At 44.6% G+C, this 17283-nt stretch carries 15 protein-coding genes, 1 tRNA gene and 1 riboswitch; of the genes, 2 read left to right on the top strand and 14 right to left on the bottom strand.

What is annotated here, in order from left to right; translation table 11 throughout:
* Positions 1-35 precede the first annotated feature (35 nt).
* A riboswitch (TPP riboswitch) is annotated at positions 36-133 on the bottom strand.
* 130 nt (positions 134-263) lie between these two features.
* The 13 genes from INQ51_RS10690 to INQ51_RS10630 all read right to left on the bottom strand — a co-directional run bounded on the left by INQ51_RS10690 (position 264) and on the right by INQ51_RS10630 (position 13475).
* Complete coding sequence (locus INQ51_RS10690; RefSeq protein WP_233377963.1) at positions 264-2087, bottom strand: (Fe-S)-binding protein; 1824 nt, start codon at positions 2085-2087, stop codon at positions 264-266.
* Positions 2087-2437 carry a 4Fe-4S dicluster domain-containing protein gene (locus INQ51_RS10685; protein WP_233377962.1) on the bottom strand — a complete coding sequence of 117 codons (351 nt, stop codon included), beginning with the start codon at positions 2435-2437 and terminating at the stop codon, positions 2087-2089. Before INQ51_RS10685 ends, INQ51_RS10690 begins: the two co-directional genes overlap by 1 nt.
* Positions 2434-3468, bottom strand: coding sequence for an FAD-dependent oxidoreductase (locus tag INQ51_RS10680; RefSeq protein ID WP_233377961.1), 1035 nt, complete (start codon positions 3466-3468; stop codon positions 2434-2436). Before INQ51_RS10680 ends, INQ51_RS10685 begins: the two co-directional genes overlap by 4 nt.
* Positions 3469-3533: 65 nt before the next feature.
* Positions 3534-4604, bottom strand: coding sequence for a heterodisulfide reductase-related iron-sulfur binding cluster (locus tag INQ51_RS10675; protein WP_233377960.1), 1071 nt, complete (start codon positions 4602-4604; stop codon positions 3534-3536).
* Positions 4605-4612: 8 nt separating this feature from the next.
* On the bottom strand, positions 4613-5308 hold the full coding sequence (locus INQ51_RS10670; RefSeq protein WP_233377959.1) for a 4Fe-4S dicluster domain-containing protein: 696 nt from the start codon (positions 5306-5308) through the stop codon (positions 4613-4615).
* A 126-nt stretch (positions 5309-5434) separates the two neighbouring features.
* Positions 5435-6916, bottom strand: a complete 1482-nt coding sequence (locus INQ51_RS10665; RefSeq protein WP_233377958.1) for a potassium/proton antiporter — start codon at positions 6914-6916, stop codon at positions 5435-5437.
* Positions 6913-7335 (bottom strand): acyl-CoA thioesterase, encoded by a 423-nt coding sequence (locus tag INQ51_RS10660; RefSeq protein WP_233377957.1) that lies wholly within the window; start codon positions 7333-7335, stop codon positions 6913-6915. The genes INQ51_RS10665 and INQ51_RS10660 overlap by 4 nt, the downstream gene beginning before the upstream one ends.
* Before the next feature lie 2 nt (positions 7336-7337).
* The gene (locus INQ51_RS10655; protein ID WP_233377956.1) at positions 7338-8378 is read right to left on the bottom strand and encodes a glycosyltransferase family 2 protein; all 1041 of its coding nucleotides are present in this window, start codon (positions 8376-8378) and stop codon (positions 7338-7340) included.
* A gap of 5 nt (positions 8379-8383) precedes the next feature.
* Entirely contained in the window at positions 8384-8860 is a 477-nt protein-coding gene (locus INQ51_RS10650) for a hypothetical protein (protein ID WP_233377955.1), read from the bottom strand.
* Positions 8861-8894: 34 nt separating this feature from the next.
* A complete protein-coding gene (locus INQ51_RS10645; protein WP_233377954.1) occupies positions 8895-9695 on the bottom strand; it encodes an inositol monophosphatase family protein in 801 nt (266 codons plus the stop codon).
* A gap of 196 nt (positions 9696-9891) precedes the next feature.
* Positions 9892-10548, bottom strand: a complete 657-nt coding sequence (locus INQ51_RS10640) for a hypothetical protein (protein WP_233377953.1) — start codon at positions 10546-10548, stop codon at positions 9892-9894.
* A 200-nt stretch (positions 10549-10748) separates the two neighbouring features.
* Positions 10749-12050 carry a tRNA (N(6)-L-threonylcarbamoyladenosine(37)-C(2))-methylthiotransferase MtaB gene (gene mtaB / locus INQ51_RS10635; RefSeq protein ID WP_233377952.1) on the bottom strand — a complete coding sequence of 434 codons (1302 nt, stop codon included), beginning with the start codon at positions 12048-12050 and terminating at the stop codon, positions 10749-10751.
* Between the two features lie 126 nt (positions 12051-12176).
* A complete protein-coding gene (locus INQ51_RS10630; protein WP_233377951.1) occupies positions 12177-13475 on the bottom strand; it encodes a PhoH family protein in 1299 nt (432 codons plus the stop codon).
* Positions 13476-13611: 136 nt separating this feature from the next.
* Between INQ51_RS10630 and INQ51_RS10625 the strand changes: the two genes are divergently transcribed.
* Both INQ51_RS10625 and INQ51_RS10620 read left to right on the top strand, forming a co-directional pair.
* Positions 13612-14907: a bifunctional folylpolyglutamate synthase/dihydrofolate synthase gene (locus INQ51_RS10625; protein ID WP_233377950.1), complete on the top strand. Its 1296-nt coding sequence runs from the start codon at positions 13612-13614 to the stop codon at positions 14905-14907.
* A gap of 90 nt (positions 14908-14997) precedes the next feature.
* Positions 14998-15072, top strand: a tRNA-Val gene (locus tag INQ51_RS10620).
* A gap of 190 nt (positions 15073-15262) precedes the next feature.
* Here the strand turns inward: INQ51_RS10620 and INQ51_RS10615 are convergent.
* On the bottom strand, positions 15263-17212 hold the full coding sequence (locus INQ51_RS10615; protein ID WP_233377949.1) for a glycoside hydrolase family 97 protein: 1950 nt from the start codon (positions 17210-17212) through the stop codon (positions 15263-15265).
* Positions 17213-17283 lie beyond the last annotated feature (71 nt).

The following is a 17283-nucleotide window of genomic DNA, read 5'->3' as shown; positions in this document are numbered from 1 at the left end:
GATTAATTGGTTAAAAACTAACCAATGAGGCAGGAAATTTTCCCTTTCGCTCTCCCTCCGCCGGTACTAACCGGATCAGGTTCTTTGAGTATAATCTCAGTCCCGAGTCCTCGGGACACCCCATTGCGTAAATGTCGCGACAAAGTTATAAAGCTTTTTTTGATTTTGTCTAACTTCTTGCCGGGGAATACGACCTCTAAGTCTTTTGTTGAAGGTTTGATGCCCGTTTTAGTTATTACTGGCTGAAAATGAGGATGGAAATTTTATATTAATTCTGCTTCCAATACTTCTGATTTTGCCTTTTTTGTTACTGCTTTGGGCTGAACCTTGCTTTGCAGGGCCTGTACTACCATTTCGGAAATATCCTGCACTTTTAGCCCCGGATGGCGTGAGAATGTCTTTTTGCACATAGGGCAGGCTGTCGCCAACACATCGGGACGGTATTGCAGATAATCTTCTACGGCCTGGTTGCGGAGCAGCGCACGTTCCGGTTGAGATATTTTTAGATTTCCCAAGCTGCCGCCACAGCAATGGGCCATTTGTTTTTCATTTTTGATGGGAATGACTTTCCCGGTGGCCCGCAGCACTTCGCGCGGTGGTTCAAACATACCCATTCCGCGTCCCAGTTCACAGGGATCATGATAGATAATCCGATCCGAACCTTTTTTCAGTGTGATGATTTGTTGCCGGATGAGGTTTAAAATATATTCGGCATGAAACACTACTTCCACATTTACAAGTTCATAATCTTCCTTGAAAACCTTGTAACAAATGGGGCAGGAGACCACCAGTTTTTTCGCTTCCGAGCCAATTATTTTCCGGGTATTGTTGGCAATCAGTTTCGAGGCAGCCTCGTATTGTCCGGCCAGCATCAAAGGGCGCCCGCAACAAGGTGCTTTTTCCTTGTCCATAAACCAGACACTTTCACCGGCCAGTTGGAAAAGCTTTTTCATCGAGGCAATAATTCCGGGAGTAAGATGGGTCATGCATCCGGCAAAATAAACTGTGTCAGCGTTGGGGGCGGGGCCATCTTCCAAATATTCGTAAGAGGAATTGTACTGCCGGGTCGATTCGATGCGTTGGGTAATTCGCAGGTCGATGGTGTTGATGCCTACCGGGCAGTCAACCTCGCATTTTCCGCAGAGCAGACAGTTAAAAAGCTGTTCATCGGAGAGGTTGTGGTTGCGGATGTTTTTCAGGATGTATACCGATTGCGTGTTGTTGATTCCGGCAGCCGACAACTGGCAATTGTCTAAACATAGCCCGCAGCGCGAGCACGAAAACACCTGGATGTTGGTGTAGGTATTATTCCGCTTTTTTAGTTTGACGCCTGCACTCCGAACAAAAATCAATAATATCTCCGTGGGAATGTGCATGTAACGCGAATTGGGCAAAGCGGCAAAGAAGAATCCCAGCGAGCAGGAATAGGCGGTCCAAAGTGAAAGGTTGGCCGTTTCTGAGTTTAGATTGCCAAAAATGTGACCAAGAGTGGAAGTCAGAAAACTACCATTTCCGTACAAGCCTGCCGACATTCCTTCTGCTAAAAGCCGCAAAGGAAAGATCATCCACAGTGAGACTAAGGCAATTCGGTCGCCGGTTTTTAGCCGGGTCGTTTTTTTCATTCCAAACAACTTTTTTTTGAATCTTTTCAGCATTGCGAGTGCTACTCCGGAAAGTACAAACAACAGTAATAAGTCCATCAGAAATGAAAAAATACCGGATAACGGGAAGGAATGACTGGTTTCGAAATAGCGAAAAAACACAGGCAGGTAAATGGGTGCAATCAACGATTGCCGGGAAACCATCACTTCAAAGTGACCTACAACAATCAGTAAAAACCAGCCAAAGGCGAGGCTCATGTGCATGTAACCCAGCACCGGGTTTTTCCTGAAAATTTTGCGATGCAGAAGTCCTTCGATAAAAACTTCTTTAAGCGAATCAAAAAAACGCCGGGTTTTGAAAGAGTGTATCAGCCGGAGTTTATCCAGTCGCGACAAACCGCCGACCCATTTCACAAAGCGAAATCCCAGAATTCCAAGGAGGTAGATAAAGCCAATGCTAAAGGGAAGAATGATGAGCTTTTCCATTATGCCGGTGTATTTTCGTTTTTCAGCATGGCGATGCGTTTTTTGATCAGCAAGATCACGTTCCGGATATTGATGTCGCGCGGACAAACCAGTGTGCATTTCCCGCAAAACATGCATTTTTGGATCTCCTCAGAAAGTTTTTCGGTTTCGCCGCGGCGCAGCCAAAGCCCGATTTTGCGAACGTTGAAATTGGTCAGGTTACCGGCGCTGCAGGTTGCCGTGCAGCCTCCACACGAAATACAGGTAAAAAACGATGGCTCGTATTGCAGCACATAAAGCAGCAGACGGTCGTCGAAATTATCGAAGTCGATTTGGCGGGAAGCCGGTTTTAAAAAGCTGAGATCGTTCATGGCCTGTGGTTTTCAAAAAAGTGAATGATTTCGGTAGCAGCCGACCTGGCGTTTTCTATGGTTTCATTTACTGCCATTGGGCAAATTGCTGTTCCCGCCATAAAAATGCCCTCTTGCGTGCTTTGGTTGCGGGCGCAGTGCATGTTAGTGGATTTCAGAAAACCGTTTTCATCCACGGTCATTTGGTTTTTCTGAATCAGCTGCGAAGTGGATGCTCCCGGCTCCATTCCCACTAAAAGGATTACCATGTCGACAGTCATTCGCAACGGACGGCCCTGAAGTGTGTCCTCGGCTTTGATCTGGATGCTTTTGTCAGCACGCTCGGCAGCTTCCGATAAACGGCCCCGGATAAACTGGATTTTATGGCGTTTCTGGGCTTGGAGGTACAGACTGTCGAACGTCGATCCATACAAACGCAGGTCCATGTAAAAACAAAATACTTCGCAGTCGGGTAGCATTTCGCTTATTTCGATGGCTTGTTTTATCCCGGTAATGCAACAAACTTTCGAACAGTAAGTATTGCCAACTTTGGCATCGCGCGAACCTACACAATGAATGATGGCAACCCGCTTGGGTGCTGTTCCCTGAATGGTGCGCAGCTGTCCGTGTTTTTTCATCCGTTTCTCAAAATCAACCGATGTAATCACATTCCCAAAAAGCCCGTAACCGTATTCTTCTTTAATGGTGGCATCGAAAACGTTAAAGCCCGAAGCTACCAGCACGGCATCAGCATAAAACCGGACATCCTGGTTAGCCCGTAACTCGAAGCGTTTGCCGGCGCGTTCAATCCGGCTGATTTCGGTATTGTAAACCGTGTTTACTCCGCTGTCTTTTGTTTTTGTCGCCAGCGAACTCACCAGTTCATCGGGCGACGAAAAATCGGGAAAAAGATGATCCCAATCGTTTAGTTTACCGCCTGTGTTTGCCTGTTTTTCAATCAGTGTCACTTTCAGTCCCTGCCGGGCAAGTACCGAAGCGGCCTCCATTCCGGCAATTCCTCCGCCAATAACGGCTACATGTTTGTTGTTCACCCTCTTCGCTTTTAATGTTTTCAACTGGTTTTAAATGCAATCACATCAATCCACTCAATCTGTTTTCAATCTTTTCTTGCTAAACAACCGGTAAATGCAGGTTCATTAATGTATTGCCCCTTAACGCCAGTAAATTTTTGTTTCGGATGGTATTCAACTCCTATTTTGTTCAGAAATGGCTCCACATCAATCTGATGCATTTGCAAACCAATGTCTTTCCACGGATCGTAACCCAGCACCAATCCTGCAAGTTCTTCGTGTGATAGGACAGGGATGCCGTTTTTGCCTCCGTAAACTTTTCCTTCGATCTGTGCCAGTGCATACTGCCAGCGATCGAGAAACATGTTGCAGCCGGGGCAGTTGGTCAGAATCATATCGGGGTGGTACGGCTGCATGCTTTCAAATTTTTTGCGCGAGTTGGAAATGGAATAACTTCGGTTGTTTTTTATGAGGTAATGCCGGAATCCAAAACCACAGCAATGCCGGCGTTCGGGATAATCAACGGCTTCTCCGCCCCAGGCTTCAATCATTCCGGTGAGTACGCGAGAATATTCAGAGCCGCCCACACCTTTCTCCGGAAAGATTTTAGCATAGTGGCACCCGATATGATCCACTATTTTCAGCGGTTCTCCGGTTTCCTTATTGATCAAACGGTAGCGTGCCTGTGCCGCAATTTCTTTTCTGAAATGGTAAATAATGTCGCACGCGTGGGAAAGATTCTCCGGTATTTCAAACGTTCTTCCGGTTGCTTTTAACAGGTTTTCGCGTGTTTTTTCAAGCTCTTCCGGAAATTCTTTCCAGGTGGAAAGTACCTCGTTGTAGCCGCCAAACGAAGTTATACACGACACCGCGCAGTTTTTGTACCCGCGTTCCGTCATAAGCGAAAACTGCCGGGCCACCATGGTTTGAAAGGTTTCGAATGGCACAATGTCGGAATGATAACCAATGCCCGAGCAAGTGGTGTGATGAGGATCGTCGTAAACCTCTTTCCGCAGGTTATTTTGAAGGATGGACAAAAATACTTTTTCAGCCCCAGGGTTAAAGTTTTGCCGGATGCAACTTCTCAAGTAAAAGAACTTATCATCGGCAATTTTCTTGTTGTATTCGCTCCAGCGTATTTTTGTTTTCGGTTCCATGTTTTGCCTTATTCATTCAGTAAATACTGCGTGTATTTTTCCATGTCAGCTTTGCCATTTGTGTCGGTCAGTCCCATTTCAACTGCTTTTAATTGACTGAAATACTCAATGGTTTGATAGAGTTTTAGGCCTCCACTTACCTCAAATATTTGGTGAAGCTCGTCCAGGTCCGTTGGACTGATTTTTCGCATGGCGCCGGGGCCGTCGCCGTCGAGATTAGCGTCCACAGCGGCATACACCTCGTGCATATTTTCATATATCCAGCGCCAAACCGGTCCCTGTTCCGGATGGGTAGCCGGAACGAGGGAATTTGGATGGACACAGTAGCCAAACCGGAGGATGTTTGCGCCAATGGTTTTGACAATTAAATATTGCTGGCGGCCCATCCGGCTTTTAATAAAAGCGCCGGTTTCCTGGGAGAGTTTGCGTAGCACACTGATGATTAGTCCGGGGCAGTTGTTGCGGGGGCAGCGTGTTTTGCACGACATACACTGGCCACAGTACCAGATCGTATCGCCTTCGAGCAGCGCTGCAATTTTTTCTTCGTTTCCCGATTGTACCGTTATGGCAATGCTTCGGGGGTCATATTCGTAAAACTCGGCTGCCGGGCAGATGGCCGTACAAATTCCGCAGTTCATGCAGGCCTGTAGCCCTTCTTCCAGCCGTACATCCGCTTTTAATCTTTGGTTTAAATCTGAATACATAAAAACTGCCTGTATTTTGCAAAGCTTGGCAAATCCCGACAGTTTTAAAACCGCTGATATACGTATTCTGAACTACGTTTATATACGTAGTTGTCTTTTCAAAAGGAGAGTTACCGGCTTGTTTTATTATCGTTCAGAGATTGGCGGTGTTACTTGCAGACACTCGTATACTTTGCTTATGCTTTCCTTGTCTTCAGAAAGAATAAAAAGTGTGTCCTCCGAGTCGATTGTAGTGGTGCCGCTGGGAGTAATGTAATGATCCCGGCGTTTGATGAGGGAGATAACCGATGTGGACGGGAAATGCAGTTCGACCACTTTTTTCCCTGCGGCAAATCCATTTTCGGGAATGGTAAGTTCGGTAATAATTTTCTTTGCCTGCTCCGACATGTAGACTTCCCAGGCTGCATTCTTTTTACTTTCCTGGGGCAAGGCAACATTGAGCCATTTGGCCACAGTATGAAGCGTGGTTCCCTGGATAAGAACGGATGTAAGCGAGATAAAAAAGACGATGTTGAAGATCATGTTGGCCTTTTCAATCCCGGCGAGTAAGGGGTAAGTTGCAAATACGATGGGAACCGCACCGCGTAAGCCAACCCAGGAAATGTAGAAACGGCGTCGCAATTTCATTTTGAAGGGGAGGAGGCTCAGGAAAACACTCAAAGGCCGGGCTACAAATATGAGAACGATCGAAATCAGCAAGCCAATTCCGGCCACGGGCCATAATTGCGTAGGAAATACCAAAAGCCCCAGGGTAATGAAAAGAGCGATTTGCATCAGCCAGGCCAGGCTGTCGAACATTTTCACAATGGTGTTTTTGTGAACAATGTTTTGGTTGCCAATGTAAACCGCACAAATATAAACCGCTAAAAAGCCGTTTCCTCCAATAAAATCGGTTGCCGCAAAGGTCATAAACATAAGGGCAATTACCAGGATAGGATAGAGACCTTCGTAAACCAGCTGAATTTTATTGATGATGAATTTTGTTGATTTGGCAAAGAGAAATCCGGCCAGGGCACCTACCAGCATTTGTTGCAGGAAAAGCAGAACAATGGACCAAAAACCGGTTTCGGGATTTTGAACCAGTCCCAGAAAAGTAAGGGTCAACACATAAGCCATGGGGTCGTTACTTCCGCTTTCGAGCTCCAGCGTTTCCTTGAGGTTGTTTTTTAAACTCAGGTTTTTTGAACGCAGAATCGAGAATACGGCCGCGGCATCGGTCGAAGAAACGATGGCTCCCAGCAGCAAACCTTCAAAAAGTGAAAAATCGGTGATGGCCCATACAAACAGCCCAATGGAGACGGACGTCAGCAATACGCCAAGTGACGAAAGTGAAATACCCTGCCAAAGTACCGGTTTTATGGACTTCCAGTTGGTATCTAAACCACCAGAGAACAAAATGAAATTGAGCGATACAATGCCGATGAACTGTGCCGCTTGCGAGTTGTCGAAGTATATTCCGCCGATTCCTTCAGAGCCGGCAAGCATACCAACGGCAAGGAACAAAAGCAAGGCTGGAACCCCAAAACGGTAAGAGGTTTTACCAACCAGTATTCCGATGAACAGCAGCAGGGATCCTATCAGCAATATGTTCTCAATCGTTACATTCATTCAGTTTCCAAGAAAAGAAATTTTTCAAAATTCTCGCGAAACTTTACAATTTTTCTGGAAGGTTTTTGTGTGTCACTGTCAATAAAAAGTACTTTTTGCTGGGCAGTACAGCAGAGTTCATTTTTCCCGTTCAGAAAGCGGAATTTGAAGTTGGCCGAAACATTGAACATTTCCGAAACCCAGACTTCTACCTGAACCGTGTCGCTCAGGAAAAATGGTTTTTTATATTGAATCAGGGTTTCTGTGATAATGGGTAAAATGTTGTGTTCTATCGAGAGGTCGGAAATGCTGAGATCCATGGCCTCAATTAATTTTACCCGCGCATTTTCGAGCCACTGCACATAAATAATGTTGTTGACGTGTCCCACAAAATCGATATGATAGGTGTAAATGGGTTCTGTAAATGTAAGTTTCTGCATGCTTATTTCTGCTTAAAATTCAAACTTGAGAAAGTTTGTTTTTTTTGAATAAAAAATTTCCACATGATGCTTTTCCTGAAAATTTCAGGATGATCGGTTGATAAGGTATGTTGTTGAATTTCGGCCCTGCTTTTTCGAAGTTCTCCCAGGTTTTTATAAAACGTAGCGTGTGCCTTGGCCACTGCCAGGAAAGCTTTTCCTTCGAAACCCAGCAAGAACTTGGCGGCTGCGACACCGTCGAGTATCATTCGGATAAAAAGAATACGTTTAAATTTATTTTTGGGAAGGTTCTTGTACAGCATGTACAGGTTGTTCCTGAAATTGAGGTAGACCTTGCGCGGATCGCCGTACGACAAAGAACCGCCACCTAAATGATAAATGACGCTTTGCGGCTCGTAAATGATTTTCATCCCCCGGTTTTTGAACCTCCAGCAAAGATCGATTTCTTCCATGTGTGCCCAAAAGAGCGGATCTAACCCGCCTGCCGATTTAAATACTTCGGCCCTGACAAACATACAGGCACCGCTGGCCCAGAAGATTTCGCCCGGAGTCTGGTACTGCCCTTCGTCTTTTTCCACTTTATCGAGAATACGTCCCCGGCAAAACGGATAGCCAAACTGATCGATAAAACCACCGGCAGCACCGGCATATTCGAAATATTCGGGTTGATGGTAACTCAGTATTTTGGGTTGAACAGCAGCCACTTTTTTGTCCGATTCAAAATGCTGAATACATGGCTGAATCCAGTTTTCGCTCACTTTTACATCCGAGTTTACCAGTACGAAATAGTCGGCATCAATTTGTTCCAACGCCACATTGTAACCTTTGGCAAAGCCATAGTTGGTTTTTAAATCAAGTAGCGTTACTGATGGGAAATTCTTTCCCAGAAAAGTCAGCGAGTCATCGGTTGAACCATTGTCGGCAACAATTAATTCAATATTGTCTCCCTTCGAATGTTCGATCAGCGACGGAAGAAAATCGGGGAACAGTTTTACCCCGTTCCAGTTTAAAATTACAATGGCAATTTTTGGCTTGCTTGTCATGTAAATTAGTTCAGAAGAAGTTTTGCAATGATGGCTGCGAGATTTTCCTTTTCTAGTTTTTCCAGAATTTCGCCAATCTTTTCTGCCTTATCCGAAGTTTCTGATTTTAGAAGTGCCTCAATTTCCTTTACCTGTTTACCAGTGAGTTCATCCTCCAGAAGTTCCCACACTTTTTGATGTTCTGAAGTATCGCCGGGCAAGCCCAGCTTTTCCAGTTCCATAATGGTGGCTTCCAGGATTTCCCTGGCCTGCATTTTTACCGGGTCTTTGTCTTTTGTTTTTCCGATGGCAGCCGTGTCGCGGAGGTTCCAGCTCGAATAATCGTACCGCAAATCACGAATCAGCTTCAGTTTGGTACTGTCTTTCCCGAAAATTCGTTCCAGAAAAATAAGTGTGTGATTTTTCCAGGCTTCGAGGTCGAATTTTGGTTCGTCGAGGCGGGCGAGTTGTTCCTTTAACAGTGCAATTTCTTTTTCAGCCATGGCAATTGTATTTTATTCCCAAAATACTATTTTTTTACTGCTTATCTTCCAGGTATCCGTGAATAATTGAGTAGAAAGTGTCGAAGAAACTGCCGCTTGCGGAAACCAGTTGTCCTCCGAAAAGCCAGTTGTCGCCACCGTTAAAGTCGGTGACTTTGCCTCCGGCCTGCTGAAGGATGAACGCACCCGCAGCCACATCCCACGCATGCAGGGCATGTTCGAAAAAGGCATCGAAACGACCCGAGGCCACGTAACAAAGATCTACTGCGGCCGATCCAAACCTACGCAGGCCAAGTGTATTTTTCATCAGATATTTCATGGCGCTGATGTAGTCGTCCACGCGGTCGAAATCGTAATACGGAAAACCGGTTCCGATCAGCGTTTCTTCCATCTTTGAACGGCTGGCGGCTTTAATTTCCTTTTCGTTGCAATACGCCGGACTGTCTTTCCACGCGTAAAACATTTCGTTGGCGCCAATTTCGTATACCACGCCGAGTATCATTTTTCCGTCTTCGGCTAAACCAATGCTTACTGAATGCGGTGCAATCCCAAAAAGATAGTTGGTGGTTCCATCGAGCGGGTCTACAAACCAGGTGTACTTCTCGTTGTTTGATTCGGCAGTTCCTTCTTCGGCTACAAAACCCGAATCGGGAATCAACGCTTTTAAAGCTGAAACAATGCGTTGTTCGGCGGTTTTATCGACATAAGTAACCAGACTGGCAACACTTTTTATTTCGATATTTTCAGCGGATAATTTTTTCTGCTCCGTGCGGATAAAATCTCCCACTTCACGGGCAATGTCCTGCACCTGAAAAGATAGCTTTCTGTAATCCATTATTCTGATTTTGGGTAAAAGTACAGAAAATTATTGCGGGAGAAATCGAAGAAAGCAGGTGCCTGAGGTTAATTACCTTTTGCAATCAGTAAAATTAATATAGAGATCGCGAAGAAGCAGAATGTTAGTGTTCTGCTTCTTCGCGAGGAAATGTTTTCAGATACAATCAAATTAGCAGGTAAGAGATCGGATATACTTAAAGTTGATCTTTATTAATGTTATATCTAATGAGTCTTTTTTCATAAACAGAGGGTTGGCTAATATAGTGGTAGTTACCAAGGATTTTTCCTACATTTTTCGAATAGTAATTATTCTCGTAGCGAGGATTGGATATCTGCTTAATTTTGGGAAAAGTAATGAGCGTTCCTTTGAAGTTTAAGACTTCGAATTCTCCGGCAGGCACAGAAACAGTAATGTCTGGCTCTTCCATCCGAAACGTGAGTGTGTATATTGTGTCGTTATTTATAACTTCTGTTTTAGACGCTAAAATGTCCTCAAAATTGTCTGACGAAAAAGAGATATTGCCTATATTATCTACAATAAAACCACTTGAATCCCGAACAATGTCAATTATACCCCATTCATTCTGACTGTAAGGATAATTAGTTCCTTCCAAAACGAAATATTGATTGTTATTAATCATTGTATCCCGCGCCACCACGATACTATCTGTATAAGATAATGCCGTTTCATTGCCTAAAGAATCAATCTTGTAATGTTGATAAATCCAGTAATTTCCAACTGTCAGAGGTAGATAATTTGCTGTTTGCATGGGAGCAGGGGGATTAGAGTCGTCTTTGCGGCAGGAAATAACAAGCAAGGTTAATAAGCCAAAGTAAAACAGTTTTCTCATTTTAGTTTGTTTTTTGTTTAATGAAAGAAATTGATAAAATGAGTAAATGTTTGTTATAGGCTATCGTTTTTAGTACTGTATATTAACGATGCTACTTTTTTTATATTGTTATGTTCAGAAAAAAATAGGTGTTCCTATCCTGTTAATTAATAGATGCATTTAACAGGAAATCTTCTAAGTTCTTTTTTATCTCAGGTGAATTAGAGCAGCGATACTGCAACGTGCCCATTTTGTAAAATTGACTCTAGTTTTACCGGATGCAGCTGGTTCACCAGGTTTTCGTTGTAAGGAATTTCAATCTTGATGTAATTCTCAGTAAAACCATTCATGCTGTCCTGGCTTTTTTTGTCTTCAAAAAGGACGGTTTGCTCGGCTCCCAGATGTCTTTCATAAAAAGCCCTTAGTTTTTTCTCCGAAAGATTGATGTACATCTGTGTGCGTCGTTTCCGGTCTTCCACTTCAACTTTCCACGGAATTTTCAAGGCCTGCGTTCCGCTTCGTTCCGAATAGGTAAAAGCATGAAGCTGTGATATTTCGAGGCTGTTCAGAAAATCGTATGACTCTTGAAAATAGGATTCTGTTTCGCCGTTGGTCCCGGCAATTACATCAACGCCGATAAATGCGTGCGGCACAATTTCCCGGATTCGTTCCACTCTTCTTCGGTAGAGTTCAGTAGAATATTTACGCTTCATCAGCGAAAGAATCTCGTCGGAACCCGACTGCAATGGAAGGTGAAAATGAGGCATAATTACTTTTGATCCGGCCACCAGTTCAATGATCTCGTCTTTCAGCAAATTGGGTTCAATCGATCCGAGACGTAAGCGGTTTAAGCCTTCCACTTTTTCGAGTGCTTTCAGCAAATCCCGGAAATTTTCGCCAGTGGTTTTGCCAAAATCGCCAATGTTTACACCTGTTAAAATGATTTCTTTAAAGCCTTTGTCAACAGCTTTTTGTGCTTCGGCAACCGTATTTTCGATGGTGTCGTTGCGGCTTCGTCCGCGCGCAAACGGAATGGTACAGAAAGAACAGTAGTAATCACATCCGTCCTGAACTTTCAGGAAACTGCGGGTGCGGTCGCCCCACGAAAAGGCACGGTGGTAACTTTTGATGTTGGCCAGACGCGTGGTTTGTACCTGTGTGGTGTCCTTTTTTTGCAAATCACCCAGGTAAGCCGGAATATGAAACTTTTCCTGCGTGCCGAGCACCAGGTCTACACCTTCAATGTGACCTACTTCTTCGGGTTTAAGCTGCGAATAACACCCCACCACAATCACCATTGCGTTTGGATTTTTGCGCACCGCGCGCCGAATAATGTTACGGCTTTCCTTGTCGCCCTGGTTGGTAACCGAGCAGGTATTGATCACATAAACATCGGCTTCTTCTTCAAATTCCACACGATCGAAACCCACCTCTTTAAAAGAGGCGGCAATGGTAGAAGTTTCCGAGAAATTTAGTTTACAACCCAGTGTATAAAAAGCAGCTTTCTTCCCTTTGTAGTCCATCTCTAATTTTGAATCTTTCTAAACAGGCTGCAAAGGTAGAAAAAAGAATGGATTTGCAAGTTGAGTGCTGTTCAGTGTTTTGGAAGATAAAAGCCCGGAGACATGGAAGTCTCCGGGGATATTTTTTTAAAGCAGCGTTGCTGCGAGTTCGGCCAGGTAGCTGCGTTCGCCTTTCAACAGGTTGATGTGGGCAAACAGTTCCTGGTTACGCATACGGTCGGTCATGTAGGCCAAACCGTTTGATTTCATGTCCAGATAAGGCGAGTCGATCTGCTGAAGGTCGCCTGTAAACACCATTTTTGTTCCTTCTCCGGCACGGGTGATAATGGTTTTTATCTCGTGCGGAGTCAGGTTCTGGGCTTCATCGATGATGAAAAAGGCATTCGACAAACTACGCCCGCGAATGTAGGCCAGCGGAGTAATGTTCAGCTTTTCTTCCTTCACCATTTCCTCGATCAGCTGGTATTCGTTGCTTCGCGGGTTAAAAGTATGCTTGATCACGGCCAGGTTGTCGAACAGCGGTTGCATGTACGGGCTGATTTTATCAGACGCATCGCCTGGCAAATAACCGAGGTCGCGGTTGCTGAGTGCCACAATCGGGCGGGCCAGCAAAATTTGCTCGTACTGGCGGTGTTGCTCAATGGCAGCTGCCAGCGCCAGCAGGGTTTTCCCGGTTCCTGCTTTCCCAGTGAGCGCCATTAGCCTGATCTCCGGATCCATCAGCATGTTCAAACTGAAGGTTTGCTCTGCATTTCGGGGCTTGATGCCATAAGCCGAGTTCTTCTCTACCCGGTAAATACGTTCCGATTTGTTGTCGTAACGAGCCAGTGCGCTCGAAGAGCTTCCACGGAAAATAAAGCATTCATTGGCTTCCGGCTTAAAGTCTTTCTTCACTTCGTCTTTGGCGAAACTTCCCTGGTTGTACAACTTGTCGATCAGTGAATCGTCGAAATTATCAAAGGTAGTAACGGTTTTGTCCAGAATGTGCTCGTCGGTCACCTGGTCGGTTTTATAATCTTCGGCCTGGATTCCCAGCGATTTGGCTTTCATCCGCAGGTTAATGTCCTTTGTAATGAGAACCGATTTACGTTTAGGGTACGATTTCGAAATGTAATCGGCGATAGCAAGAATACGATGGTCTGGGATGTCTTCTTTAAAAGACGCTTTTAATTCTTCCGAAAAGGGTTTTCCGGTTTCAATTCTCAGCTTACCTTTTCCCTGTCCCAGCGACTTGCCGCCGTTAAATAGTTCATCTCCTACGATTTCGTCTAACAGGCGGGTAAATTCACGTGCCTGAAAGTTGATGAGATCATTGCCGCGCTTAAATTTGTCCAGCTCCTCTAATACAGTGATCGGAAGGATAACGTCGTTATCCTGGAACTGGTAAATACAGGTGTAATCGTGTAAAATTACGTTGGTATCCAAAACGAAAATTTTACTCTTTTTTGTTTGACTAAGCATATGCAAATTGAATTTCTTAAATGTAGATAAATTGACGGGATAAAGGGGATGATGCCTCAAAATTTAATAAACTTGCACCCGTTAATAAAAATAAATTGACGTGAACTACAGCGACACTCTTGATTATCTTTTTACGCGCCTGCCGATGTTTCAGCGCACCGGACCGGCAGCGTATAAAAATACCCTGGCCAACACTTTACTGCTCGATGAATATTACGCGCATCCGCACCGGTCGTTTAAAACCATTCACGTAGCGGGTACCAATGGCAAGGGTTCCGTTTCGCACATGCTGGCTTCGGTATTGCAGGCGGCCGGTTACAAAACCGGACTTTATACCTCGCCGCATCTAAAAGATTTCAGGGAACGTATCCGGATTGACGGAAAGATGATGGGAGAGGAGGCTGTTGTTGCCTGGGTGGAAAACTACCGTACTAACAATGAGTTGTGGAAAATAGAACCTTCTTTTTTCGAGTTGACCGTTGCTATGGCATTCGATTATTTTGCGCAGCAAAAAGTGGACGTGGCTGTAATTGAGGTCGGACTTGGCGGGCGGCTTGATTCCACCAATATTATTACGCCTGAGGTGGGGATTATTACGAACATCGGGTTGGATCATACCAATTTGTTGGGGGAAACACTTGAACTTATTGCCGGAGAAAAAGCGGGGATCATGAAAAAGAATGTTCCGGTGGTGATTGGCGAAACGCAGGAAGAAACAAAAGCGGTGTTTTTGAAAAAAGCTCAGGAAGTGAACGCACCTATTTATTTTGCTGACCGGGAGTACAAAGTGGCGTATGCAACTAAGGGAATTGACGGTTTGCAAAATGTGCAGGTGGACAAAAACAGTGAGCCTTTTTACCGGGATATGAAGCTGGATCTGCTGGGCTTTTATCAGCACAAAAATCTTCCTACTGTTTTAAAGGCGACAGAACTTTTGAATGCACAGGGATTTAAAATTGACGAACAGAGTTTGAGAACGGGTTTACAACAGGTGAGAGAGAAGACCGGATTACAAGGACGCTGGCAGGTGATCGGGGCCAATCCGATGGTGGTTTGCGATACCGGACACAATCTTGACGGAATAAAAGAGGTGGTGGAACAGATAAATTCTACCCCGCATAAAAGCCTGCACTTTGTTTTTGGAACAGTTGGCGACAAAAATCCGGACAAGGTTTTGGCGCTTTTACCAAAAAATGCAAGCTATTATTTTGTGAAAGCAAACATTGAGCGGGCGCTGGATGCGGAAGCCTTGAAACAGCATGCGGCGGACTTTGGACTTGTAGGAGATACTTATCGTTCTGTGAATGAGGGTTTCCGGAAAGCAATGGGAAATGCCGGCGAAAATGACCTTGTCTTTGTGGGGGGCAGTACTTTTGTGGTGGCTGAAATTTTGTGAAGATTTTTCTTTGCAGAACTAAAAAATGCTTACATATTTGCAGCGCCTTACTGAAAAGGGGGCGCGTTCAGAAACAAGAAAACATTTTTCGGGCGATTAGCTCAGTTGGTTCAGAGCATCTGGTTTACACCCAGAGGGTCGGCGGTTCGAATCCGTCATCGCCCACTAAAAAAGGTCGACTGTCATTTGACAGTCGACCTTTTTTGTTTTGTATACCGGGCATTTCTTATAGGGATTGCCTTAAATCAGTGGGACTCTGATTTCAGGAGCGATAGTGAACTGAAATTATGAAGTCGAACTGATCCCGATGCATAGCAATCGGGATCTAATTGATGTGAGTGACTCAATCAATAATTTATTTCTTTTCGATAATAGCTGTCCATCCACCTCCGGGAGCCATTTTAACATTGATTTCTGACGCAGAAGTAACGTCCTGGCTTTCCTGTGCAAAGTCGGCCGCATGTTTGTCGGCATTCACACCGTCTTTCCACACACTCATTTCGTAATTTCCATCACCTAAGAAACCGAGGTTCAGACTTAACTCACGGGCGTCCCAATCCGTCATGGCGCCAATGTACCAGGTATCGCCCGAGCGACGGGCAATGGCAACATAGTCGCCTACTTTTCCTTTTAAAACTTTTGTATCGTCCCAAACTGAAGGAACCACAGAAAGGAATTCCATGCATTCCGGCTCTTTGTAGTAGTTCGAAGGATTATCGCAAAGCATTTGGAGCGGGCTCTCAAAAACGACATACATCGCCAGTTGGTGGCAACGTGTTCCAGAACTCATGGGCTGTGTGAAAACCTCCCTGAAATTCTTCTTCGTTGTATTGATCATTGCTCCCGGTGTATAATCCATGGCCCCAGCCACCATTCTTGTGAATGGCAACGTTACATTGTGCTCGGGATCAGGAAGTAATGACCACTTGGCATTTTCCATCCCTTTAACACCTTCGTAAGTAATTACATTGGGATAGGCCCGTTCAAGTCCGGCCGGTTTATACGCCCCGTGGTAATCCACCAACAATTCCCGTTCAGCGCACTCTCTGGCAATCTTCTCGTAAAAATTGACCATCCATTGGTCGTCGCGTTGCATAAAATCAATTTTGATTCCTTTCACGCCCCAGGCCTCAAACTGGTCAAGAGCTTTCTCCAATTGATCATCCAGCGCTTTCCAAACTACCCAAAGGATTACTCCCACATTGCGCTCTTTTCCATAATCAACCAATTCCCGGATGTCGATTTCATCAACAACACCCATAATGTCCTCCAGGTGGTACCAACCTTCATCCAGAATAACATACTCCAGCTTGTTTTTCGAGGCAAAATCAATGTAATACTTATATGTATCGTTGTTTACGCCCGACTTAAAATCGACGCCGTAAATGTTATTTGCGTTCCACCAGTCCCAGGCAACTTTTCCGGGCTTAATCCATTCGGTATTTTGAATTTTCAGCTCAGGTGCCAACTTATAAATCAGTTCCGACTGTACAAGTTCTTCGTCATTTTCACTTATTAGCAAAGCTCGCCAGGGGAAACTCCGTGGACCGTTGCATTCCGCAATGTAATCGGCATATTTCGTTGGTTTTACATTCCGGTCGTTTAGCTGTTTTTCTTCCAAAACAACACCGGCAAATTTTCCAACCAGGGCATTCTGATTTTGATCGTCCCCTTGAAGAAACATCCCGGGATAATCCATCAGATCTGACTCGGAGATGTAAGTTTTTATTCCGTTGCCACAATCCACCAACATGCCCGTTGAACAAAACCTGTCGGATCCGATCGCGGATAGATTTACTTTCAGGTATTCCCTTTCCTGGTGCGAAAACATACTTTCTTCTTCAGGAAACCAGGTGGCATGATCGGCAGGAAAAACAAAGCTGGCCTGTTCCGATTTCACTTTGTATTCGCCTTTTAATGCGGAAACCCAACGGTAAGCCATTCCTTCGTCGTAGGCTCTGAACTCCAGTGAATAATATTTAAAAGATAAAGTAAGCTGGTTGTAATCATCCTTAATTTGGGCATATTTCCGCTGAACAACGGGAGTTAGCTCTTGGGAATGTGATGTTACTTTAGCCTTTCTGACACGCGCATCCTTTCCCCAAACTTCTCCGTTGTCCAATTCAAGAGCGATGGGGGAAGCCGTAATTATTTGCTGATCTCCTAAAAAAATGGAATAACTGCAATTTTCGTCCACATTCACTTTAAGGCTAATTCTTTCGTTCGGAGAAGAAAGTGCATATTCTTTTGCCATCGTTACATTAGCTACGACCAGCAAGCAAATTACTGTAAGTAATCTTATCATTTTGATGTTTTTATAAAATATCCGTGCGGAAAGCTATTGCTTCCGGATATCCCAATTATTTTTTTACTAAA

It is taken from the genome of Maribellus sp. CM-23, from assembly GCF_021354595.1.
Classification (GTDB): domain Bacteria; phylum Bacteroidota; class Bacteroidia; order Bacteroidales; family Prolixibacteraceae; genus Draconibacterium.
This window is presented reverse-complemented; position numbering and strand designations above follow the sequence as displayed.